General features: G+C 71.1%; 18 protein-coding genes and 1 pseudogene. 2 read left to right on the top strand and 17 right to left on the bottom strand.

The annotated features are described in order from the left end of the window. Positions 1-42: 42 nt before the first annotated feature. The 8 genes and pseudogenes from QM517_RS00415 to QM517_RS00380 form a co-directional block, all read right to left on the bottom strand. On the bottom strand, positions 43-1,590 hold the full coding sequence (locus QM517_RS00415; protein ID WP_283284348.1) for an alpha/beta hydrolase: 1,548 nt from the start codon (positions 1,588-1,590) through the stop codon (positions 43-45). Beyond that, complete coding sequence (locus tag QM517_RS00410) at positions 1,587-2,762, bottom strand: DNA polymerase III subunit delta' (protein ID WP_283284346.1); 1,176 nt, start codon at positions 2,760-2,762, stop codon at positions 1,587-1,589. Before QM517_RS00410 ends, QM517_RS00415 begins: the two co-directional genes overlap by 4 nt. A 161-nt stretch (positions 2,763-2,923) precedes the next feature. Continuing rightward, a complete protein-coding gene (gene tmk, locus QM517_RS00405) occupies positions 2,924-3,598 on the bottom strand; it encodes a dTMP kinase (RefSeq protein WP_283284344.1) in 675 nt (224 codons plus the stop codon). Continuing rightward, on the bottom strand, positions 3,595-6,693 hold the full coding sequence (topA, locus tag QM517_RS00400; protein ID WP_283284342.1) for a type I DNA topoisomerase: 3,099 nt from the start codon (positions 6,691-6,693) through the stop codon (positions 3,595-3,597). Before topA ends, tmk begins: the two co-directional genes overlap by 4 nt. After that, on the bottom strand, positions 6,693-7,016 hold the full coding sequence (locus QM517_RS00395; protein WP_283284340.1) for a TadE family type IV pilus minor pilin: 324 nt from the start codon (positions 7,014-7,016) through the stop codon (positions 6,693-6,695). Before QM517_RS00395 ends, topA begins: the two co-directional genes overlap by 1 nt. 5 nt (positions 7,017-7,021) lie before the next feature. After that, a complete protein-coding gene (locus QM517_RS00390) occupies positions 7,022-7,252 on the bottom strand; it encodes a DUF4244 domain-containing protein (RefSeq protein WP_283284338.1) in 231 nt (76 codons plus the stop codon). 27 nt (positions 7,253-7,279) lie between these two features. Continuing rightward, positions 7,280-8,170 (bottom strand): type II secretion system F family protein, encoded by an 891-nt coding sequence (locus QM517_RS00385; RefSeq protein WP_283284336.1) that lies wholly within the window; start codon positions 8,168-8,170, stop codon positions 7,280-7,282. Further along, positions 8,167-8,664, bottom strand: a pseudogene (locus tag QM517_RS00380) (ATPase, T2SS/T4P/T4SS family); the annotation flags it as partial. The pseudogene QM517_RS00380 and the gene QM517_RS00385, both read right to left, overlap by 4 nt. Positions 8,665-8,960: 296 nt before the next feature. Here QM517_RS00380 and QM517_RS00375 point away from each other — a divergent pair. Next, complete coding sequence (locus tag QM517_RS00375; RefSeq protein ID WP_206474112.1) at positions 8,961-10,451, top strand: recombinase family protein; 1,491 nt, start codon at positions 8,961-8,963, stop codon at positions 10,449-10,451. 15 nt (positions 10,452-10,466) lie between these two features. Here QM517_RS00375 and QM517_RS00370 read toward each other — a convergent pair whose 3' ends face one another. Continuing rightward, positions 10,467-10,646 (bottom strand): hypothetical protein, encoded by a 180-nt coding sequence (locus QM517_RS00370; RefSeq protein ID WP_259976629.1) that lies wholly within the window; start codon positions 10,644-10,646, stop codon positions 10,467-10,469. A gap of 92 nt (positions 10,647-10,738) precedes the next feature. On the opposite strand from QM517_RS00370, the gene QM517_RS00365 reads away from it, so the two are divergent. Continuing rightward, positions 10,739-11,185, top strand: a complete 447-nt coding sequence (locus QM517_RS00365; protein ID WP_283284333.1) for a hypothetical protein — start codon at positions 10,739-10,741, stop codon at positions 11,183-11,185. A 9-nt stretch (positions 11,186-11,194) separates the two neighbouring features. Here the strand turns inward: QM517_RS00365 and QM517_RS00360 are convergent, their stop codons facing one another. The 8 genes from QM517_RS00360 to QM517_RS00325 form a co-directional block, all read right to left on the bottom strand. Next, the gene (locus QM517_RS00360; protein WP_259976627.1) at positions 11,195-16,057 is read right to left on the bottom strand and encodes a helicase-related protein; all 4,863 of its coding nucleotides are present in this window, start codon (positions 16,055-16,057) and stop codon (positions 11,195-11,197) included. A gap of 146 nt (positions 16,058-16,203) precedes the next feature. After that, positions 16,204-16,728, bottom strand: coding sequence for a hypothetical protein (locus QM517_RS00355; RefSeq protein ID WP_259976626.1), 525 nt, complete (start codon positions 16,726-16,728; stop codon positions 16,204-16,206). 196 nt (positions 16,729-16,924) lie between these two features. Then, complete coding sequence (locus QM517_RS00350; RefSeq protein WP_259976625.1) at positions 16,925-17,485, bottom strand: hypothetical protein; 561 nt, start codon at positions 17,483-17,485, stop codon at positions 16,925-16,927. Between the two features lie 14 nt (positions 17,486-17,499). Beyond that, positions 17,500-17,982, bottom strand: coding sequence for a single-stranded DNA-binding protein (locus QM517_RS00345; protein WP_259976624.1), 483 nt, complete (start codon positions 17,980-17,982; stop codon positions 17,500-17,502). Positions 17,983-18,056: 74 nt separating this feature from the next. Further along, positions 18,057-19,826 carry a type IV secretory system conjugative DNA transfer family protein gene (locus tag QM517_RS00340; protein WP_259976623.1) on the bottom strand — a complete coding sequence of 590 codons (1,770 nt, stop codon included), beginning with the start codon at positions 19,824-19,826 and terminating at the stop codon, positions 18,057-18,059. After that, the gene (locus tag QM517_RS00335; RefSeq protein ID WP_259976622.1) at positions 19,823-20,401 is read right to left on the bottom strand and encodes a hypothetical protein; all 579 of its coding nucleotides are present in this window, start codon (positions 20,399-20,401) and stop codon (positions 19,823-19,825) included. The genes QM517_RS00340 and QM517_RS00335 overlap by 4 nt, the downstream gene beginning before the upstream one ends. Next, entirely contained in the window at positions 20,398-21,891 is a 1,494-nt protein-coding gene (locus QM517_RS00330; protein WP_259976621.1) for an ATP-binding protein, read from the bottom strand. Before QM517_RS00330 ends, QM517_RS00335 begins: the two co-directional genes overlap by 4 nt. Continuing rightward, complete coding sequence (locus tag QM517_RS00325) at positions 21,888-22,685, bottom strand: hypothetical protein (protein WP_259976620.1); 798 nt, start codon at positions 22,683-22,685, stop codon at positions 21,888-21,890. Before QM517_RS00325 ends, QM517_RS00330 begins: the two co-directional genes overlap by 4 nt. Positions 22,686-22,708: the final 23 nt, after the last annotated feature.

Raw genomic sequence — 22,708 nt, 5'->3', positions numbered from 1 at the left:
GACGACGACAAGCCTACGTTCCGCCGGGGGCCGATCGCCGTCTCAGCCGCAGCGGAGACCGTTCTCGGGCACCGTGCCGTCGACGAGGTACGCGTCGACCGCGTCGGTGACGCACGCATTGCCCTTGTTGTAGCCGAGGTGCCCCTCGCCGACGTTGGTGATGAGGACGCCCTGCGCTAGTTGCGACGCGAGGCTCTGCGCCCCGTCGTACGGGGTGGCGGGGTCGCCCGTCGTCCCCACGACGACGATGGGCGGGGAGCCGGGTGCGGTGATCGGTTCGCGGACGCCGGTGGGCGGTGCGGGCCACGTGGCGCACGGGTCGCCGCCGCCGCCGGCCCAGTACGGGGCGACGACGGGAGCCTGGGCGTCGAGCTGCTCCTGCAGTGCCGCGAGGGCGGCATCCGTGCCCTCGTCGGGGTAGTCCATGCAGTTGTAGGCGACGAACGCCTCCATCGTGTTGCCGTCGTACTGGTCGCCCACGCGGCCGTTGTAGAAGTCGGCGAGCTGGAAGGCGACGTCGGCGCGCCCGTTGCTCACGTCGGTCAGCGCCGAGCGCAGGTACGGCCAGCTCTCTTCGCTGTAGAGCGCCGCGGTGATGGCCGTCATGAGCGAGTCGCCGCCGAGCTTGCGCCCGTCGGCCGCGGTGAGGGGGCGCGCATCGACGCGGGCGAGGAGCGTGGAGAGGTCGGACATCGCGTCGTCGACGCTGCCGGCGAAGGGGCATTCGCTCGTCGTGAGGCAGTCGGCCATGAAGGTGCGGAGCGACTGCTCGAAGCCGACGGCCTGCCGCAGCGACGTGTCGGAACCCGAGACGCTGGGGTCGATGCCGCCGTCGAGCACCATGCGTCCGACGCGCTCGGGGAAGAGCCCCGCGTAGGTCGCGCCGAGGAAGGTGCCGTAGGAGTAGCCGAGGTAGTTGAGCTTCGAGTCGCCGAGCACCGCGCGGAGCACGTCCATGTCGCGCGCGGAGTTGTCGGTGGTGATGTACGGCAGGATGCCGTCGCTGCGGTCCTGGCAGGCCTTCGCGAAGTCGGCGGCGCGCTGGTCGAGGGCGGCCCGCCGTTCGTCGCTGCCGCGGGCTCCGGGCGGGATGTCGTAGAGGTAGGCGTCGAGCTGCGGCGGGTCGTAGCAGGTGACCGCGGTGGACTCCCCGACTCCGCGCGGGTCGAAGCCGATGACGTCGTAGGCCTCGGTGAGCTTGTCGTCGACGAGGATCGACAGGGCCTGCTTCATCAACGAGACTCCGGCCGCCCCGGGGCCGCCCGGGTTGGTCAGGAGCGACCCGATGGGGGCGCCGGACGTCGCGCGGTGGCGGACGACGGCGAGCTGCAGGTCGCCCACGCTCGGGTCGCTGTAGTCGCGGGGCACCGTCACCGTCGTGCAGTCCAGCCCGGTGCCGCATTCCTGCCAGTCGAGGGTCTGGCCGTAGTACGGGAGCAGTTCCGCGGACACCCCGTCGGTCTGCGGCGCGAGCGAGGCGCCGCCGCCGGGCGGGAGCGGGGGGATCTGGGCGTAGAGGCATCCAGAGAGCGCCACGGCGAGGGCCGCGACGCCGGCGACGGCCGTGACGAGACGGCGGCGGAGGCTCACGGGGCGGACCCGTTCGCGACGGTGATGAGCAGGCTCTCGAGCGCGAGGAGCGGGGCGGCGTTCTGCTCGAGGTTGCGGCGGGTGTCGGTGATGCGGTCGAGGACGCCCAGGGTGCGCGCGGGGGTCCATTCGGCGGCGAGGGAGCGCAGGTCGTCGATCCTTTCGGCGTTGACGAGATCGGCGTCGCGCCCGTACTGCAGCATGACGACGTCGCGGAAGAGCGACTGGAGATCGGTGAGGACGCGGTCGATGCCGTCGCGCAGGCTCCGGGTGGCCCGACGCTTCTGGTCGTCTTCGAGCGCGTTGAGCTGCCCGCGGACGCTCGGCGGGACCGCGGCGCCCTCGGCGACGCCGAGAGTGCGGAGCAGGCTGCGACGCTCTTCGTCGTCGCGGGTGGCGGTGAGGGCCTTGGCGTCGTCCGTCGCGAGCCGCACGATCTGCCCCGCGACCTCGACCGCGTCGCTGATGCCGCGGACGGCGAGCACCGCCGACAACGTCTCGGCGCGGCGGGCGCGGGCGTCGTCGTCGGTGGCGAGGCGCTGGGCCATGCCGATGTGACGCTGGGCGTGACGGGCGGATTCTTCCGCGACGTCGGCGGGGACCCCGGTGCGTTCGACGATGAGCGAGGCCACGTCGGCGACCGACGGTTCGCGCAGACGCAGCACGCGCACGCGCGAGCGGATCGTGGGCAGGAGGTCGGCGTCGCTCGGGGCGCACAGCACCCACACGGTCTGCTCGGGCGGCTCTTCGAGGGCTTTCAGCAGGACGTTCGAGGTGCGTTCGGCCATGCGGTCGGCGTCTTCGACGACGATGACGCGGTGGCGTCCGAGCGAGGGGGCGAACGACGCGCGCTCGACGAGGCGGCGCGCTTCGTCGATGCGGATGACGACCTGCTCGGTGCGCAACGCCGTGAGGTCGGGGTGGGTGCGGGCGAGCACCTGCCGTTGGGCGGCCTCGTCGCCGGGGTCGGCGATGAGCGCGGCGGCGAAGGCGTAGGCGAGGGTGGAGCGCCCGGAGCCGGGAGGGCCGGTGATCAGCCACGCGTGGGCCAGCGCCGCGGGATCGGCGGCGGCGGAGCGGAGCGTCTCGACCGCGTCGTCCTGACCCCAGACCGCGTCCCACGGGAAGGGCGCGACGGCGGTCTGCGAGGGGGACTCCACGGCGGCCGGCATGGGTTCCACCCTAACCGCGGCCGCCGACATCGCCGCCGTCGATCGGCTGGGGGTCGGCAGGGTGATTCCGCCGCCGAGGCCGTCCGCTCCCCCGCGAATCCCGCGCGGCGGGCGGAGGGGACGCGGCGCCGCGGCGGCGCGCCGGACGGCCCTGGGTGCGGTCAGGAGAGTCGGGATGCCACGGCTTCGCGCACGCGGTCGGCGAGGACGGCGGCGGGTTCGGTGGCGTCCAGGACGAGGAAGCGTTCGGGTTCGGCGGCGGCGAGGGTGAGGAAGGCGGCGCGCACGCGTTCGTGGAACTCGGCCTTCTCGGCTTCGAGGCGGTCGAACGGTTTGTCGTCGGCGTCGAGGCGCGCCCGTGCGGAGGCCGGGTCGAGGTCGAGCAGGACCGTGAGGTCGGGCAGGAGTCCGCCGGTGGCCCACAGCGACAGTTCGCGGACGTCGTCGGCATCGAGGACGCGGCCGGCGCCCTGGTAGGCGACGGAGGAGTCGAGGTAGCGGTCCTGGATGACGACGTCGCCGCGGGCGATCGCGGGCTGCACGACGGTTTCGATGTGGTGGGCGCGGTCGGCGGCGTAGAGCAGGGCTTCGGCGCGCGGCGCGATGTGACCGCGGTGGTGCAGGACGATGTCGCGGATGCGGACGCCGACGTCGGTGCCGCCGGGTTCGCGTGTGCGCACGACCTCGCGGCCCTGGGCGCGGAGCCATTCTTCGAGCAGCGCGGCCTGGGTGGTCTTGCCGGCGCCGTCGCCTCCCTCGAGGGTGAGGAAGAGGCCGGGGCCCCCGGCCGTCGTCGCGCGGGGGGCGTGCGGCGGCCGAGGGGCGTCGGCGGTCACGACTTCTTCGCCGGGGCCTTGCGCGTGGTCGTCGTCTTCTTCGCCGCGGCGCGCTTGGGGGCGGGGCCCTTCGCGCGCTTGTCGGCGATGAGTTCGACGGCACGCTCGAAGGTGATGGCCATGGCGTCTTCGCCGCGCGGCACCGTGGCGTTGGTCTCGCCGTCGGTGACGTACGGACCGAAGCGACCGTCCTTGAGCTTGATCGGCTTGCCGCTGACGGGGTCGGCGTCGAACTCCTTGAGCGCGCTCGATGCGCGCCGGGCGCCGTACTTCGGCTCGGCGTACTTGGCGAGGGCGTCTTCGAGGGTGATGTCGAAGATCTGGGTCTCGGAGTCGAGCGACCGCGAGTCGGCGCCCTTCTTCAGGTACGGACCGAAGCGGCCGTTCTGCGCGGTGATCTCCTCACCGGTCGCGGGGTCGGCTCCGACGACGCGGGGCAGCGACAGCAACTGCAGCGCGGTGTCGAGGTCGATGGTGTCGACCGACATCGAGCGGAAGAGCGATGCCGTGCGGGGCTTGGGCGCGGCCTCCTTCTTGGCGCCGCGCTTCTTCGGCGCTTCGACGACCTCGCCCGTGGCCTGGTCGACCTCTTCGGGCTCCTCGGCCTCGACCTCTTGCACGTAGGGACCGAAGCGGCCGTCCTTGACGACGATGAGCTTGCCGTTCTCGGGGTTCTCGCCCAGGACGCGGTCGCCGGCGATCGGCGCATCGATGAGCTCCTGGGCCTTCTCGGGCGTGAGCTCGTCGGGCGCGAGGTCTTCGGGGATGTTGACGATGCGCGGCTTGGCGTCCTCGGGAGCACCGGGCTCGACGACCTCGAGGTAGGGGCCGTACTTGCCGAAGCGGAGGGTGGCCGTGTCGGTGATGCGCGTGGAGTTGAGCTCGCGCGCGTCGATCTCGCCGAGGTTCTCGACGATGTGGCGGAGGCCCACCTGCTTGTCGGAGCCGAAGTAGAAGGCCTTGAGCCATTCGGTGCGGCGCTGTTCGCCACGGGCGATCGCATCCAGGTCGTCTTCGAGAGCGGCGGTGAAGTCGTAGTCGACGAGGTCGGCGAAGTGCTGTTCGAGCAGGCGCACGACGCTGAAGGCGAGCCAGCTGGGCACGAGGGCCTGGCCGCGCTTGGTGACGTAGCCGCGATCGAGGATCACGCCGATGATGCTGGCGAAGGTCGAGGGGCGACCGATGCCCTTCTCTTCGAGCGCCTTGACGAGGCTGGCTTCGGTGTAGCGCGGCTTCGGCGAGGTGCTGTGGCCCTTGGGCTCGACGTCGCTGATCGCGAGCTCGTCGCCGACGGCGACGGCGGGGAGCGACTGGTCGGCGTCCTCGTCGTTGCGCTTCTCGTCGTTGCCCTCTTCGTACGCCTCGAGGAAGCCCTTGAAGGTGTACACGGTGCCCGAGGCGGTGAACTCGGCCTGCTTCTCCCCCGCCTGGACGGCGAGGGTCACCGTGGTCGTTTCGTACTTGGCATCCGACATCTGGCTGGCGACGGTGCGCTTCCAGATCAGGTCGTAGAGCTTCTGCTCGTCGCGGTCGAGCGACGAGGCGAGCGACGCGGGCGTGCGGAAGTGCTCGCCCGATGGACGGATGGCCTCGTGCGCCTCCTGCGCGTTCTTGGACTTGCTCTTGTAGACGCGCGGGTTGGCCGGCACGGCCTTGTCGCCGTACAGCGCCACCGCCTGCTCGCGCGCGGCCGTGACGGCCTGCGTCGAGAGCGCGGTGGAGTCGGTACGCATATAGGTGATGAAGCCCTTCTCGTAGAGACGCTGTGCGACGCCCATGGCGTGCTTGGCGCTCATCGAGAGCTTGCGTCCGGCCTCCTGCTGGAGCGTGGAGGTGGTGAAGGGTGCGCGGGGGCTGCGGGTTCCGGGCTTGGCCTCGACCTTGGCAACGGTGGCCTTGGCCGCGGCGATGATGTCGGCGGCGAGCGCGCGGGCCTGCGCCTCGTCGAGGACGACGACGGCCTTCTTCAGCTTTCCGTTGTCGTCGTAGTCGCCACCGCGGGCGAGCGGCGCGCCGTCGAGGCGGTTCAGGCGCGTCGTGAACGACGAGCCCGACTTGGATGCCAGCGCCTCGACGTCCCAGTAGGTGGCCGAGACGAAGGCCATGCGTTCGCGTTCGCGCTCGACGACCATGCGAGTGGCGGCGGACTGCACGCGGCCGGCGCTGAGCGCGGTGCCTTCGCGGCCGGAGCCGACCTTGCGCCACAGGACGGGCGAGACGTCCCAGCCGTAGAGGCGGTCGAGGACGCGGCGGGTCTCCTGCGCGTCGACGAGCGACTCGTCGAGGTCGCGGGTGTGGTGGACGGCGTCCTGGATGGCGTCCTTGGTGATCTCGTGGAACACCATGCGGCGGACCGGGACCTTGGGCTTCAGGACCTCGCGGAGGTGCCACGCGATGGCTTCGCCTTCGCGGTCACCATCGGTTGCGAGGAGGACTTCGTCGGCGGACTTCAGGGCGCGCTTGAGCTCGGCGACCGTCTTGGTCTTGCGGTCGTTGACGACGTAGTAGGGGTCGAAGTCGTTCTCGACGTCGATGGAGTACTTGCCGTACGCCGCCTTCTTATCGGCCGGGATCTCCTTCTTGGAGGCGAGGTCGCGGATGTGCCCGACCGAGCTGAGCACTTCGTATCCGTCGCCGAGGTATCCCTGGATCGACTTCATCTTCGTCGGGGACTCGACGATGACGAGCTTCTTGCCGTTTGCCACTGGGGTCCTTTCTTCGTTGCACACCATACACACGCCTCCCTGTCCGGGTTCCGGGAGGTCGTGCGCCGTCGAGACATCGGGTGGTCCCGCGCGGGAGCGTGCAGCGAACGGAATCCCACCGTACGCGCTGCCGACGGTGACCGTGGCGACGAGGCCGTCGACATCGCATTCGCTCAGGTTCGCGCCGCCCGCGTCCGCGACCGCCGTGGCCGCCTCGCACGGCACCCCGGCGACCGCGCCGCTGACGGTGTCGGCGGCGGCGAGGGCCGCGGCATCCGCGATTCCGGCGAGGCGTTCCGACTGCACGACGGCACCCGCCACGACGGCCAGGCCGAGCGCCGCGATCGCGACGGCCGCGACGACGCCGACCGTCGACACGCTGCCGGCCATCACCCGCCCCCGTCGAGTGCACACGACCGCGCCGAGAGGGGGCCGACGGGCAAGGGCACCGGGGCGGGCGCAGCCACGTCGACGCACACCAGCGCATCCGCGCGACGGACGTCGACGGTCGCGCCCACGCCCGCGACGACGGCGCGGGCACCGGCGTCGTCTCCGCGCCCGAACAACCGCGCCGACTCGGCGGCGGCGTGCTGCAGGCGTACCGCCGCCGCGCCCGCGGACAGGGCGCCGAGGCCGAGCGCCAACACGAGCACGACGGCGGGGAGCGCGACGGCGAACTCCGCCGTCACGGCTCCGCGGTCGTCGAGGCCCACGGATCTCATTGCACCGTCAGGGCACGCCGGACGAGGTCGGTGAGGATGCCGCGCACCTCGTCGGACCTCATGATGATCACGAGCAGCCCCGCGAAGGCGACCGCCGCCATCGTGGCGATCGCGTACTCGGCCGTGGCGGCGCCGCGATCGTCGAGGAAGAGCCGTCCGGCTCGCCGCGACGTGAGCGGCGGCAGGACGGGAAAGCAGGGTGCGGGGCGAGACGTTCGAACGGACATGGGACTCCCTTTTCATGGGTGGACGGTTCAGAGGGGCAGGACGGTGGAGCGGACGACGCCGAGGACGGCCGGGACGACGCCGAGCAGGAGGAACGCCGGCAGCGTGCAGATGCCGAGTGGGAGGAGGAGTCGCGTCGACAGCCGTGCCGCGGTCTCCCTCCCCTGCGCGCGGGCACGCTGGCGCGCGAGCCACGCCTCGCCGCGGAGCAGTTCGACCGCGGGCGCCCCGGTTCGGACGGAGAGGTCGAGGGCCTCGGTGATGCCCACCGGAACGTCGGCCGAGGGGGTCGCTCCGCGTTCGGCCGCGACCAGCGCCTGAGCCCGGTCGACGGACGCCCCCGACGAGAGTGCCACGGCGACGAGCTCAGCCTCCCACCCTGCGAGATCGGTACCGGGTTCCGCGCGGCGGGCGAGGCGCCGTGTCCAGACATGAGACACCCCGATGAGCAGAAGGCCCGCGATCACGGCGCCGGTGCCGAGCGGCTCTGTGACCACCCGCAGCGGGTCGAGTCCGAGGGCGATGCCGAGCGGGAGGCCGAGAAGCGGGAGCCAGGTCAGGAGCCGCGCGGTGGCCACGGGTTCGGAGAGCGCGACGACGACGTCGTCGTGGACCTCGTGTGCGTCGCGGAGCGCGGCGACGGCGGAACGCAGGGTGTCCGCGAGGGGTGCGCCGACAGCGACCGCCACGGCCCAGGCCCTCGCGATGTCGTTCCACGCCCCACCGCCGAGACGGAGCGCCGCGGCGACGTCTCCCCCGCTCTCGGCGGCCCGTGCCGCTTCGACGAGCACCGCGTCTCCGTCGCGAGCGAGATGTCGCCAGGCGGCCGGTACCGTCACCCCCGCCGACAGAAGAACGCTGAGTCTCATCGCCATCTCGATCACCGACGTGTCGGCGCCGCCCCGCGTCGATGGCTTCATGTGCAGCGAACCTCTCGGACGCTCAAACAATCACCGTTCAGCGTTGGGCGACCGATTCCGACGACCTGCCGCCGCCCGCCCCGACGCTCGACGTGCACGATCGCGTGCAGTGCGCTGACCGCCTGACGCGCGAGAGAAGCGGCATCCATCCCCGCAAGCGCGCCCAGAGCTTCGAGCCGGGCCGGGACTTCGGCGATCCCCCGGGCGTGCAGTGTTCCCGCCCCGCCGTCGTGCCCGGTGTTGAGCGCGAGGAGGAGCTCCCGGATCTCGGCACCGCGGCACTCCCCCAGCACGAGACGATCCGGTCGCATCCGCAGTGCTTCGCGCACCAGGCGTTCCAGCGCGATGCCGCCCGCGCCCTCGAGATTCGACTGACGCGCTTCGAGGGCGACGTGATGGGGGTGCCGAGGTCGGAGCTCGGAGACCTCCTCGATCGTGAGGATGCGCTCCGCGGCGGGGACGCGCGAGAGCAGCGCCGACAGCAGCGTCGTCTTCTCCACTTGGTGCATCTGACGCACCTAGTCAGTGGAGGTGATCGGCATGGATGTCGAACGCAAGAAGAACGTCGTGGCGTACGTGCGGGTGGCCCGCGCGCGGGCCGTTGGCGGGGATGCAACAGCACAGCGACGAGCCATCGAGCGGTACTGCCGCGAGAACAACCTAGTCGTCGCAGCCGCGCTGCAGGCAACCCGCCTGGCAGTCGATCGGTCCTCGAAGGAGGTGCTTCGCGCACTGGCGCGATGCCCCTTCGATGTGTCCTTGAGGCAGGGCTCCGATCGGGGCGGTCGTCATGCTCTCTAGGGCAACGACGAGCAGCACCGGGACGATCACGGAGCAGGTGCTGGTCTATCTGAGGATCAGCGAGGACCGCACCGGGGAGGAGGCCGGGGTCGAGCGACAGCGAGACGACTGCCTCTCGCTGTGCGCCCGGCTGGGCCTGGACGTTGCCGAACCCGACGTTTTCATGGACAACGACACGTCCGCCTACCTCGACAAGAAGCGACCGGACTTCGCGCGAATGCTCGCCCGGATCAAGCTCGGTCCTTCGCGGGTCGTCGTGTGGCACGTCGATCGCCTCTACCGGCGACCCCGTGAGCTCGAGGACTTGATCGACCTCGTGGAGACGCATCCGATCCGCATTGAGGCGGTCATGGGCGGTGCGTTCGACTTGAACACCCACGAGGGTCGGCTGATGGCCCGACAGCTCGTCGCGATGGCGGCCTACGAGTCCGGACACAAGGCTGACCGCATTCGCCGCGCGAACCGGCAGAAGGCCGAACGTGGCGACTGGCACGGCGCAGCAAAGTTCGGATACGGCACCGGCGGCGTCCTCATCCCCGAGCAGGCCGCCGTCGTCCGTGAGATGGCGGACAGGTTCCTCGCCGGCCAGTCCCTGCGCTCGATCACCGCGTGGCTGAACGATGAGTCCGGGTTCCCCGCACCGCAGGCGAAGACCGGGAAGACGCTCGGCGTCTGGCACGCGACCACCGTGAAGTCCATCTTGGTCTCCGCCCGGATCAGCGGGCAGCGAGCGTACGAGCCGACGCGACGGCGCGGTGATGGCCCGAACGGGCGAGAGATCCTCGGACCGGGAAACTGGCCGGCGATCATCACGCCGGAAGAGACAACCCGCATCAGGGCCATGCTTTCCAACCCCGACCGCCGGGTTGGAGCATCTTCGATCAATCTGCTGTCGGCGATCGCGACGTGCGGCAAGTGCGGCTCCGGGCTCGTCGCGGGCAAGGCCAAGCACGGGCCATCCGATGCGAAGCGGAACTACTACCGCTGCATGCCAGTACCAGGACATCCCGAGAGAGGCGGTCTGTCGGTCAGTGCATCCGGCCTCGAGGCTGTTGTCAGAGAAGCCGTGATCGCACGCCTGGCCGTGACCACCCTTCCGGCCGACACTCCCGAGACAGGCGGGGCAGTCGCGGAAGCGATGGGACGGATCATGGCCGCGCGCGAGCGGATGGAAGATCTCGCCCGCGACTACGGGGCGGGCATGCTGACTCGCAGCGAGTACCACGCCGGTCGCGTCGCCGCCCAGAGCGCCGTTCACGACGCGGAACTGGCCCTCGGCAGGGTAAACCGCGGGTCGGCCCTCAAAGGGCTCCCTATCGGCGATGAGGCGGCTCTGCGGCACGCTTGGGAGCACGAGTGGACTGTGCCGCAGAAGCGCGCGATCCTGACCGCGCTGATCGACAGCCTCGTCGTGCAGCCCTACGCGAACGGTGGTTCGCGCTTCCGGCCCGAGCGGGTGCAGCTCACCTTCAAGGCATGACGGGAGGATGCTGGGTCAGGCCGGATGCTCCATGAGCGCGCGAAGCCGGCCCAGCGCCACCGGGTCTTCGACGGCGAACGGCACCCCTGACGCCTCGCATGCCTCTCGCGTCCAGGCCAACACATCGAAGTTGGGCGGGAGCGCGTCCTTCGCGAGATCGCCGCGGGTGGCGTGCTCTGCGCTTGTGCTGCCCATGATGCACAGGTACGCGCATCGCCCCGACCCCACGGCGGCGCGCACCTTCGTGGTGCGGGCGCCTGCCCGCGGCGAAGAAGCGGAGCAGCATCATGGCGACCCCTCGATATCGGCCGGAGCAGTTCGTCGACTCGGGCTGGGACTCGGGCACGCCGGAGCGCAAGGCGCGGTTCGTGAACTCCCTGCTGCGCTTCATCGCCGACGACTTCCCCCGTGAACGGTTCACGCGCCCGCTGTGTCTGGGGCTCTCCACGCACGGCTACTTCGGGTTCATCGCGCACTACGACATTCACGGCTTCTACGACGAGCAGATGTCGACGCCTGCCCGCCGTGAGCGGTTCCTGAGCGACCTGGCCAGCGACTGCCAGAAGGACGCGCACCTGGACCGCCCGGACCTGTGGAGCGACGTCAAGGCCATCCTGGCGATCCGCCTCATGCCCCAGGCCGAGCAGGCGCCCGCGGCGCGGCGGCTGGCGCCGTCGTCTTCGTTCGGGACACGTCCCCCCGCCGCTGGCCCTGACGCGCCGACCCTGTTCTGAGACTCGACCTCAGAGGCCGAACTGCGGTCCTTCGCGCAGCGGCGCCGTCGAACGCTCGGCGACGGCGAGGTCGGCCACAGTGCGGTCGGGGTCGGCTCGCACACCGAGCGCGGGACGGTGCGCTCGGACGGACTCCACAGTGATCCGGGCCTCCTCGACGGCAGGCGGCAGGTCGCCGCCGTCCTGCATCGCGGCGAGCTGCGCCTCGACACGGGCCAGGTCCGCCTCCGACTCGGCCAGGGCGCGCACGTACCGGAACGGTTGACCAATGCGTTCCTCGGTCTCGGCGATGGTCTGCTCGGCGACGGCGAGGTCATCGCGGGCGTGCCCGAGCAGGGTGGGGATGCCCGAGACGCGGTTCTCGATGCGCTGAATCACGCCGACACCACCCTCGAGGAAGATGTCGCGGGAGATCGTGAAGCCGCTGCGGGGCACGCCGTCGAGCGTGACCTCCATGAGCAGATCGCCGAGCATCGGCAGCGTGCTCAGGTGGACGTCGAATCCGCTGATGCGCCCGATGACGCCGTAGTCGCGGGTCGCGTACTTCGGCGCCCACTTCAGGTCCGAGTCGTGCGCCCACCGGGCGAGCGCGTGCGCGGCATCGACCCGCGAGTCGTAGTGCGTGCCGCGCAGCTCGATACGGAAGTTCTCGCCGGAGGTCTCTCGGATGCGGGGCAGCGCCGCCTCCAGATGCTCGATATCGTTCCCGGCGCGGCGTGCGTCGCCGCGGGCGCGGTCACGGCTGTGGATCAGCATCGACTCGTTACGGTGATAGGCACGTTCCAGCCGACGGAGCCTAGTAACCTCGTTCTGGATCGTGGAGTGCTCCAGCAGCAGGGGGTTGCCGGAGCTGATCGCCTTCGCTTCCGCGGCGGACAGAGCCGAGGAGTCGATCTCCTCGATCTCGCGGGTGTCGAGCCGGCCACGCATGAGCTGGGCGATGAACGTCGCCTTCCGCTCGACGCCCTGCCACATGTAGGAGTCGAAGGAGCGCTCCGTCACGAACCGGACGATGGCGACCTCCGCGTTCTGGTTGCCCTGCCGCATGATCCGGCCCTCGCGCTGGGCGATGTCCGAGGGACGCCACGGGCAGTCCAGGTGGTAAAGCGCGACGGCGCGGGCCTGGACGTTGGTGCCGACGCCCATCTTCTCCGTGGAGCCGAGCAGCACGGCGATGTGCCCGGCGCGCGCGGCGGCAAACAGCCGCGCCTTGTCCGTGTCGGTCTTGGCCTCGTGCATGAACCGGATCGCCTCGCCCGGCATCCCGCGCATCACGAGCTGGGCGTGCAACTCGTCGTAGGCGTTCCAGCGATCGGGGTTCGGCGTCCCGATGTCGGAGAACACCAGCTGCAACGCCCCGCGTACCGGCGAGGGCTGCCCGGTGATGACGTCGAGGTACTCGTTGTCGCGCGTGCGCTCCCATACCCGGTGGATCGCGTCCGCGGCCGCGTCGATCTTCGTCGGGCCGGAGGGCCGGTTCGGGACGATCATGCGAATGTCCAGCGCGGCCTTCCGCCCATCGGTGGACACGTTGAGCATGTTGTCCTCGGTGGGCGGAACCGCCTTCGCGGCGATCTTCTCCGCCCGCGCCCCCAGGTGCTCGATGAACCGTTCGAGCTCCACGGTCGGCTGTACCGGCACGGTCGCCGGCACCCGCTGCCCGTCGTCGCGGGCAACGAGGTCCGGGGTCGGCAGTTGCAGGTCTTCGGCGGTCTTCACGTCGGCGAAGATCGACCACATCTTGAGCATCTCCGGCACGTTCGAAAACTTCGCGAAGCGGGTCTTCATGCGGAACGTGTTGTTTCCGGTCGGGGCCATCTCCATCTGCGTGACGGTCTGCCCGAACGTCGCCGCCCAAGCGTCAAACGCACCGATTCCGGCCGCGTCGAGTAGGTCTGGGCGCAGGTAACGCTGCATGACGTATGCCTCGGTGATCGAGTTGGAGATCGGGGTCGCGGTCGCGCCGGTGACGACTCGCTCCCGGCCCTGTGAGCGCAGGTACTCAAGCTTCATGTGCAGGTCGGTCGCCCGGTCGGAGCCCTCGATCGAGGCGTCGCGGATGTTGGACTCTGTGGCGAGGTTCTTGTACATGTGCATCTCGTCGACGATCACGTAGTCGATGCCGGTGTCCTCGAAGCAGACGCCGACGTCGCGGGAGGTGTCGGTGCGTTCTTTGAGCTTGTTCTCCAGGGCCAGGAGCTTGCGCTGGATGCGCTTAACGCTCATCCGGTCCTCGCCCTCGGCCTGGTCGAGCACTTCCTTGACGTCATCGACCTGCGAGCGGATGTATGCCTGCTGGGTCTCGGTGCGCAGCGGGATCTTCGCGAACGCGCCCTGCGTCAAGATCACGGCATCCCACTCGTTCGCTGCGGCGCGGGCGACGAAGGTGCGGCGCTTGTCCGCAGTCAGGTCACCGCTGGAGACGGCGAGGATGCGGGCCTGCGGGTAGATCTGCAACCACTCCCGGCCGACCTGCTCAAGCATGTGATTCGGCACGACGACGACGGGCTTGGCGATCAGGCCCATGCGGCGCATCTCCATCGCGCCCATCACCATCTCGGCCGTCTTGCCGGCACCGACCTCATGGAACAGACCGGCCGAGGGCTCGGCGATCATGCGGGCGACCGCGGCCCGCTGGTGCGGGCGCGGCTCGAAGCTTGCCGCCATGCCGGGCAGCGAGAGGTAGTCGCCCGCATCGCTGTAGTCACGGAGGACGATGGAGTTGAAGCGCCGGTTGTACTCTTCGACCAGCGCCGCGGCGCGGGCCGGGTCTTCCCATACCCACTCGCCGAACCGCTCTTGGATCAGGTCGGCCTTCTCCTGCGCGGCCGTCGTCTCGATCGGGTTCAGGACGCGGCGGATCTTCCCGCCGACGTCTTCCACCTCGTCATAGACGAGCAAGGTCTTCTGTTCCATGACGGCTTGGGCGATGTCGGGCGCGGGGCGCCGCTCGGTGCCCCACTCGCTCGTGGACAGCACGCCCACCCGCCCGCCGCGGACCTCCCACATGCCCGGCAGCGCGTTCTCCACCCGCACGTCGGAGGTCTTCAGGATCGCGTTGAGGAAGTCCTCGTGGATGCGTTCGCTGATCCACACCGCGCCCAGGCGGGCGGTGATGTCCTCGACGCCGAGCGCGGGCGGCAGCACGGCGGCCAGCGCGTCGACGTTCGCCTGGAACGCGGGCTCATCGGCGGCGCGCGCCTTGGCGGACTCCAGCTTTCCCCGCACGTCGCCGGACAGATAGGCGGGGGCGTGGACGAGTTCGCCGCCAACGGGATCGGTGAACACCATCCCGGCCAGCGCCGAGCGTGCCTCGTGCTCGGGCATGCCCAGCAGGTCGGCGATGAGGGTCAGGTCGATGCCGCCGGTGCGGTCCAGGCTCACCGCGATCGCGTCGGCGGGCGTCTCCACGCCCTGCACCTCCGGGCGCGGGGCGACGACACGGCGGGTCATGATCGCCGCCGGCGTGGCCGTCTGCTCGGTGTCGTCGAACTGCTCCAGGGCGATCACCAGTGGCCCGAACGGGTCGGAACGCAGCAGCCGGATCGGGGTCGGCACGATCCGCGCGTAGGTGTCCTCACCGGCGGGGTTCTGCCGCCCGGTCGGCCGCAGTGTGTAGCGGTTGAGGGGGCCGTACTTGCCCAGGTACTTCTGGTAGTCGCGCCGCAGCGCCGCCCGCGCCTCGATGACCTCGATTGTGTCGTCCACCGTCGCCGACTCCAGGGTCAGCAGGGTCGTGGCCCGGTCGCGCAGCCCGAGCAGAGCGCGCAGTTCGGTCGCCGCCGATTTGGGTACGGCGAGTGGTTCCAGCGCCCCGGAGGCGACGGTCGCGAACTCGCCGCCGTCGACGGGCACGATGCTGCCGTCCCATACGGTCGGCGCGGACGGGGTGAACGCGGCACGGCGGGACTGCTGCGCCGCGGTGCGTTCGCTCATCATCAGCCCGAGCCGGCGCCCGGCGAACACGATCTCGTCCACGGCGAGCGCCAGTGTGCTCTCCAGCTCGGCGAGGTTCCCGGTGACGGTGAGCGTATCCGCGCCGTACATGCCCTGCTGCACGCCGACGGCGCCGAGCATCCGCTCGGGCCGATGGTCGAAGTAGGCGTTGATCTTCACCAACCGCCCGTCGATGCTGACCGGCGTGACAGTCTCCCACAGGTCGTCGGCCGGTGGCCGACCGTCCTCGCGGCGGCGGAAGATGAGCAGATCGGTGAGCACCTCAGTGCCAGCCGCGCGGCGGTGCGCGCCGGTGGGCAGGCGGATCGCCCCGACGAGATCCGCCAGGGCGTTCATCTCCCGGCGTGCGCCGGGATTCTGTGCGTCCATCGTGTAATGCGAGGTCAGCACCGCGACGAGCCCGCCGGGCCGGGTCAGCCGCAGCGACTTCAGGATGAAGTGGTTGTGCATCGTCTGCTTGGTGCCGTTGTGGACCGGATCGTGCAGGACGACGCCGGCGAACGGCACGTTGCCGATCGCAGCGTCGAAGTGCCCTTCGGGCAGGCGGGTGTCGGCGAACGACTCGGCGCGGATCGTCGCGTGCGGGTAGAGGCCCTGGCTGATCGCCGCCGTCACCGGGTCCAGCTCGACGCCGGTCATCTGCGCCGAGCCCGGCGCGAGCCCGATGAACGTCCCCGCTCCCGAACCCGGCTCCAGCACGCTTCCGCCCGTGAAGCCGAGCGCGCTCATGGCGCGCCACATCTGCCGGACGATCAGCGGGTCGGTGTAGTGGGCGTTGATCGTCGTGCGGGCCGCGGCGTCCCAGTCGGTCTCGTCGAGCAGGCCGCGCAGCTCGGCGCGCTCGGCATCCCAGCCGTCCTTCGTAGCGTCGAACACGTCGGGGATCGCACCCCAGCTCGACCAGCGGGCGAGCACCTGCTGCTCCTCGCCCGTCGCGGGTCGTTCCTCGGCGGCGAGGGTGCGGGCGAGCCGGATCGCCGCGGTGTTCGCCTGGAAACGGGCCTTCGGCCCCGAAGGGGCCAGGTCGTCCTGCGATGCTGGGACGAACCGAGATGGGGCGGCTAGCTCAGTTCGCGTAGGAAACGGATCGTCGCCGCCTCCTGCAGCACGGCCTGGTTCTCCCGTAGGTAGTCCAGCGGCGGCTCGGTCGCTACCAGGCCCTCGAGGAAGGCCACCGGCACCGCCCAGTCGTTCGCCATCTGCTCCAGCTCCACCGTCGAGGGCATCAAGTCCGGGGAGTCCTGCATCCGTTCGGCCCAGGTCACGAGGTTCTCGTCCGAGGGCCGGGTCTGCTCCCACTCCTCGCGGGCCTGCTCCAGCGGCAGCTCCGGGTCGCCGATCCACACCAGTTGTGCCATCACGACCTCCTCCGCGATCCGCCGGGCCGTCACTAGCCGGGCGATCTCCTGCAAGTAATTCTGCTCCGAAGATCGCGTCCCAGCCAGTATTGCTGTCAGGTCCGACACTTGCGCCTGCACTTCCAGGCCCAGGTTCGTGAAGAACTCCTCCGGGTTCTCCAGCGCCTTCAGCCGGCTCGGGGCCGTCCTCTCCCAATGTGCTCTGGCCGCTGCCGCGTACTTGTTCATCGGCCTGTTCCTCCCCGGCGGTGTCCTCTGGCGTATCGGATGCGAGCGCACCGGCCAGGGACTCGTCGGCGGTCTGCTCGTCCAGTCCCCACAGGTCGAACGCGAGCTGACCGGGATGCGGGTCGCGGTTCCGGCGCGCAGCCATCAAGCCACCTCCGTGTCGCGCATGGGCTATCTCGTGGTCGGTCGCGCAGGGTCAGGGGCGGATCTCGCCCGTGTCCGGGTCGAGGTTGCGGTAGAACTCGTCCTCGGCCTCGCGGCGGCGGGCGACGTCATCGAGGACGTGCTGCACGAAGTCCGCGTCCCGGTCGGTGATCGGGATCTCCTCGACGGGCTCGGCGGGTTCCTCGCCGGGCCACACCGTCTGCCTGGTCGGTCGGTCGCGGTCCAGGCGGGTGCCGGACGCGGCGACCCAATCGCGCAGCCGGTGCCGGGCGTCGGCGAAGTCGCGGTGCCAGCCCAGCGGTGCCGACCCGTTCTGCTCCGGGTCGTAGGCGCCCAACCAGTGCAGGTGCAGCGCCGACAGTTCCCAGACGAGCTCGGAGTGGCGGTGCCACAGCGGCGGGACCACCGCGGCCGGCAGACCGTAGGTGCGGCGCAGCCAGTTCACCCAGGCGTTGAGCTCCAGCCACTCGGTCTCGGCCTCGTCGGCGGTCAGGATGTTCCAGTTCACCGGGTGCGGCGGCTCCGGCAGCAGCTCCGGCTCGCCTCCACCACCCGCGGCGGGCTCGCGCGGGGTGTCGTCCTGGTTGCTCATGGGAAGGCCGCTGTTCAGAGAGCGACCGCGGTGGACTGGGCGGACGGCCGCTGCGGCGCATCCGCGATCGGCGCCGGCCTGCGGCGCGGGCGCGGCGTCGGGCGCTCGGCCGCGTCTGCCTCCGGGGCGGGCTGGTTGCGGTGGCTGCGGTCGACGCTGTAGCGGGTGCGCAGGCTGTCGTGGCCGATGGCGGTCGCAATGAACTCCTCGTCGCGGATCGTCTTCCCGTCGCGCTCGTAGGTGAACGGGTGGACGCGCCCGCTGGCGACGAAGCTGTCGTCCTTCGCCAGGAGGGCGTGGGCGCGCTTGGCGGCGGCGCGGAACAGGACGAGGTGGTGGAACGTCGGCTCGAGGTCCGTGGTGGTGCCGTCGGGCTCGCCGCGCTGATGCCGCACGCCGACCCTGGCGTAGAACCGGGCCTGCCCCTTCGAGGTCTCGGTCAGCTGCGGCTCGGTGGCGATGAACCCGGTCAACGACTGCTGGGTCTGGATGCTCACGTCGTGCTCCTTGCCTGTCGTGACAGCCGCCAGATGCGGCCGTTCCCGTCAGGCAGGTGCGCGCCCGCTGCCAGTCAGGCGGGGCGGCCTAGCAGCGCCTCGACCTCGGTACGGTCGGCCTTCAGCGTCGCCGCGTCTTCGCGGGTCGTCCATGCCCGCAGATCGGTCACGATCGGCGGGGCCGAGCGCAGCAGCGTGATCCCCGTGCCGAAGGGCAGGGTGCGGATCGTCTCGGGCGGCATCACCGCCACGCGGCGCACGGAGCGTTGCGAGGAGCGTGAGCCGCGGTCGCCGATCGTGTCCGAGTGGGTGGTCTCGTCCCGCTCCCCGATGAGGGTCGACAGGTCTTGCAGGTCGCGTGAGCCGGACGCGCCGCCGAGGACGATCTTGACGATGGAGGCGTCCCAGATCGCGGCGGCGGCGTTCTCGCCCCACTTCTCCCGCGCCTGGGCGAGGGATTGGAGCACGGGCATGGTCGTGATCCCGGTGCCGCCGCCCTCAGCCATCAGCGTGGGCAGGCTCGGCAGGGGCGCGAGGTTCCCGATCTCGTCCAGCGCGAGCAGCAGCGGCGGGTCCAGGCGTGCGCCCGGTGAGGTCGCGGCCAGGTGCCTGGCGGTCTCCACAAGGTCTTCCACGAACGCGGAGACCAGCGCCGAGGAACTGCCGGCCCCCGCAGAGGTCGCCAGCAGGTACAGCGTCCCGCGCTGGGTGAGGAACGCGGCGGGATCGAAGTCCTCGCCGGGGCGCGGGGTGACCGCCTCCAGCACGCGGGGGTCGGCCAGGCAGCTCAGAGCCAGCGACACGCCCTGCCAGATCGAGTCGCGGGTCCGGGGGTCGGCGTGGATCATCGCCTCCAGCGACTCGGCCCACCCGGTCGCCGCCTGCGGGTGTGCGGTCAGGATCGCGACGGCCTCCGCAGCGGCGGTCGGGTCCAGGGTCCACCGGAACAGCTCGGCGGCCCCGCGCCCGTCGAGCGCCGCCGCGTGCAGGAGCGCCTGGAGCGCGGTGCGGGTCTTGCCCTCCCAGAACCCGCCGCCCTCGACCCCACCCGAGGACAACCCGGTTCCCGCTGCCAGGCCCGTCGCGCGGATCATCGCAGTCAGCGGAGTTTCGCAGCCACGCACCGGCGACCAGCGCAGCCCGGCCGGCACGCCTTCGGCCAAGTGCTGCGGGTCGAACACCGCCACGGGACCGCACCGCAGCCGCGCGCGCAGTGTGGCCGTGAGGTTGTCGGGCCGGGTCGAAGTCGTCACGACCGCGCCGGGGGCGTCCAAGATGGCGTTGATCGCGACGAACATGCCCTTGCCCGCGCGAGGCGGACCGATGAGCAGGATGCTGTCCTCCACCGACGCCCACACCTGGCGCCCGTGCGATCGGCCCAGCAGGTAGCCGACGTCAGCCGGCTTCGGGTCAGAGGTCGACGGCCGCAGCGTGGAGGCGCGGCGCAGCAACGCCCGGCTGGAGGCTGCCTGGGCGACCTCCGCGCCGGTCGCGGTGCCCTGGATGCGGTGCGGGTCGCGGCGCGTCGCCGTCGAGTGCCGGCGCAGCAGCGACCAGCCCCACCAGCCGGCGACGCCGATCACGGCGAGCAGCACCGCCGTCGCGATCCAGTAGACGACCGGGTTCAGCCCCGGCACTCCCAGCGGGTCGCCGGGGTCGCCGGGACGCAGCAGCACACCGAGGCCGGCCTCGATGCCGCCGGCCGGCTGCGGCGCGCCGGTCAGGAACGCGGCGATCGTCCCGGCGACCCGCAGCACGCCGGCTAGACCCGCAGCGCCGATCAGCAAGCCGATGCCGAGGCTCGCGAGCAGGTCTTCCGGGCCGCGGCCCGTCGTCGTGCTCACCGGCCGGCTCGCTCGGGATGCTGCACCGAGAAGGTTCCGGAGATCCGGCCCAGCAGCAGCACCTCGCGAGTCGGCGCCAGCTCGAGCAGATGGTGTTGCAGCAGCGCGCGACCGTGCCCGGTCGGGCCGGCGTCGGAATGGGCGACGATGACCGCCAGGGCGACGTCCTCGCCGGGCACGAACCCGTCCGCGCTCACCTCGAACAACACAGCAGGGACCGCAGCCGCCGGAGCCGAAGCCTGCTGGGGAAAGGCAGGCTCGGGAGGGGCGAAGCGGCTCCGGCGGCGCGGTGGCGTGAGGATGTCGGTGAAGGTCGAGCCGTCCGCCTCATGCACTTCGACGCGGATCGGGCTGTCCAAGGCAGCGGTGAGATGATCGGCGAGCGCCCCGAAGGTGTCGCGCCGCAGCGGACGCAGCGCCTCCGGCGCGGTGAACGGCGCGCCATCGACCGTGACGGACAACGCGCCGTCGGGCGCGACCGCGACCCGGACGTGCGGGACGTGAATGATCGGCTGCGCCGGTGCCGGGACGTCCGGCTGGTCGGCGTCACCGCCGCGCCGGTAGCGGGGCTTCACGCCACGCCCCCGGTCATGCGGGTAGCCGTGTTAAACAGTTCGAGCTCGGCCGGATGCAGCTGATGCTGCGTGACGTAGGAGTGATCCTTGACCCGCCACAGCCCTTGCCCGGTGCCCAGCGTCGGCAGGAGTTTCTGCTCGGTCCCGGTCAGCCCAAGGATCTCGCCGGTGATGCCGAGCTGGTCGCTTTCCTGGCGGTAGATGATCCGCGTCTCCGCGTTGGCGAGCAGCGAGGATGCCAGGGCGCGCATCGCCGAGCCGCTGTCGCCCACGTTGTCGAGGTCGGTGAGCTTGTGGAACACGAGCGCGTTCGCGATGCCGTAGTGCCGAGCGAGGCGCCATTGGGCGTCCATGCGGCGCAGCAGCGGCGCATGGGACATGAGCCGCCATGCCTCGTCGTAGATCACCCACCGCTGCCCGCCGTTGGGGTCCAGCAGCGCCGCTTCCATCCACGCGGACGAGCAGGTCATCAGGACGCTGATGAGGGTGCTGTTCTCCGCGACGCGGGACAGATCAAGGCTGACCATCGGCAGGGACGGGTCGAACGTCACCGTGGAGGGGCCGTCGAACAACCCAGCGAGGTCGCCGGCGACCAGCCGGCGCAGAGCGTGCCCGGCGAGCCGTCCGTCCTCGGCGAGGCGCCCGTCCGAGTCGTCGGCGGCGGCGGGGTTGAGGATGCGGTCGACGACCATCGGCAGGATCGGGATCTCGGCCGAGCGCACCGCATCGGCCAGGGCGAGGTCGATCGCGGTGTGCTCCAGGGGCGTCAGCCGCCGATCCAGCACGGTTTCCGTCAGCGCGCCGATCAGATCGCGGCGGCGTGCAGCGACCTGGGTCGCCCATTCGCTGTCGGACACGTCCGAGGGCCGGTGCCCCTCATCCAGCGGATTCAGCCGATTGCGCAGCCCGTGCCCGAGCACGATCGCTTTCCCGCCGACGGCCTCGGCGACCGCCGTGTGCTCTCCCTTGGGGTCGCCGGGCACGTAGACCCTGCGCCCGAACGCGATCGACCTCGTGTACAGGGACTTCACCAGGGAGGACTTGCCGGAGCCGACGATGCCGGCCACGACGATGTTCGGAGCGGTGATGACCCCGCGCGCGTACAAGACCCACGGGTCGTAGACGAAGCTGCCGCCGGAGTAGAGATCCTGGCCGACGAACACGCCTGCGGACCCGAGGCCGCCTTCGGCGAGGAAGGGATACGCCCCGGCGAGCGTCGCCGAGGTGTCCTGATGGCGCGGCAGCCGCAGCCGGCCGGGGGTGCGTAGCGCAGCCGGGCCGGCCTCCCCGGCGGGTGGCAGGTAGGTGGTGCGGCGGCGTTCGTCGCGCTCGGTTTCCCAGCGTTGCTGCGCTTGCAGCTTGCGGGTGCGTTGCTGCTCGGCGATCAACTCCGCGGCGGCACGCTGGCGCGCCTTGCGGTGCTTGCGGCGCTCGTTCTGCGGGGAGACGAGCACGCTGGTGTGCAGGCGGTCGTCGTCCTGGCCGCTCACAGCGCGAGGCCCTGACCCAGCCGTGCGGCTTGCGGAGCGGCACCGAACCACTCCGGGTCGGCGGGCCGCCCCCTGCCGGCCTGCGTGAGGGGCGCGGGCTCGGCGAGCGCCGGGTCGGGCGCGACGTCGTGCGCGCGCAGCAGGCCGACGTGACCGAGGGTCGGGTTGTACGTCAGCGCGTATCCCTCGACGGTGACCGTGCGGTCCAGCGCACCGACGGGCGGGGCGTCGTAGACGTAGCCGTTGACCAGCGCCGCGTCGGTCGTCTCCTGGCCGTAGTCCCACCGCGCCAGGTGCGCAACGGCCGCGTCGGGACCCTCACGGTCGATGAGGGTCAGCACCTCATCGGCCTCCTCGCCTTGCAGGAACACGACGCTCACCCACCGGGAGGTCGCCTCCTCCGGTGCATGGGTCGGGGCGTCGCCGGCGAGACCGGCCGGGTCAAGGCTGGCAGGCTGCCAGGCGATGCGGGAGGCGTGCTGCGAGGCCAGGTCGAGCCGCACCTGCACCTCGTCGAGCGCGTTTGCGGCGAGGTTGAGTGCGTCCGCGGCGGCGAGCGCGTAGACCCGGCCGAGGAACGGGTCACCGTCGTCGGTGCGGGCGAGCTCGTGCGCGTCGACGAGGCTGCGGGTGAGCTGATCGAGCACCTGCCGCAGCGACCGGGTGCCGGCGATCAGCTCGCCAAGCACCGGGTAAGTGCTGGTCGGGGGCATGTCCCGCGTGGCGTGCGCGAGACCGCGCAGCGCGGCGGCGCTCTCCGCGGCATCCGCGAGCGGGTCGGTCAGAGTCGGCATGGCGTTGTCCTCACGATGGGTTG

The organism is Microbacterium sp. IEGM 1404 (genome assembly GCF_030056775.1).
GTDB lineage: Bacteria > Actinomycetota > Actinomycetes > Actinomycetales > Microbacteriaceae > Microbacterium.
The sequence above is the reverse complement of the archived record's forward strand: the minus strand, read 5'-3'. Positions and strand labels throughout refer to the sequence as shown.

Coding starts and splice junctions, on each gene's coding strand:
- QM517_RS00410 (WP_283284346.1), bottom strand. CDS start 2,762: ATGCCGGCCGCCGTGGAGTCCCCCTCGCAGACCGCCGTCGCGCCCTTC.
- topA (WP_283284342.1), bottom strand. CDS start 6,693: ATGGCCGGCAGCGTGTCGACGGTCGGCGTCGTCGCGGCCGTCGCGATC.
- QM517_RS00390 (WP_283284338.1), bottom strand. CDS start 7,252: ATGTCCGTTCGAACGTCTCGCCCCGCACCCTGCTTTCCCGTCCTGCCG.
- QM517_RS00385 (WP_283284336.1), bottom strand. CDS start 8,170: ATGAAGCCATCGACGCGGGGCGGCGCCGACACGTCGGTGATCGAGATG.
- QM517_RS00375 (WP_206474112.1), top strand. CDS start 8,961: ATGCTCTCTAGGGCAACGACGAGCAGCACCGGGACGATCACGGAGCAG.
- QM517_RS00370 (WP_259976629.1), bottom strand. CDS start 10,646: ATGGGCAGCACAAGCGCAGAGCACGCCACCCGCGGCGATCTCGCGAAG.
- QM517_RS00365 (WP_283284333.1), top strand. CDS start 10,739: ATGGCGACCCCTCGATATCGGCCGGAGCAGTTCGTCGACTCGGGCTGG.
- QM517_RS00355 (WP_259976626.1), bottom strand. CDS start 16,728: ATGAACAAGTACGCGGCAGCGGCCAGAGCACATTGGGAGAGGACGGCC.
- QM517_RS00350 (WP_259976625.1), bottom strand. CDS start 17,485: ATGAGCAACCAGGACGACACCCCGCGCGAGCCCGCCGCGGGTGGTGGA.
- QM517_RS00325 (WP_259976620.1), bottom strand. CDS start 22,685: ATGCCGACTCTGACCGACCCGCTCGCGGATGCCGCGGAGAGCGCCGCC.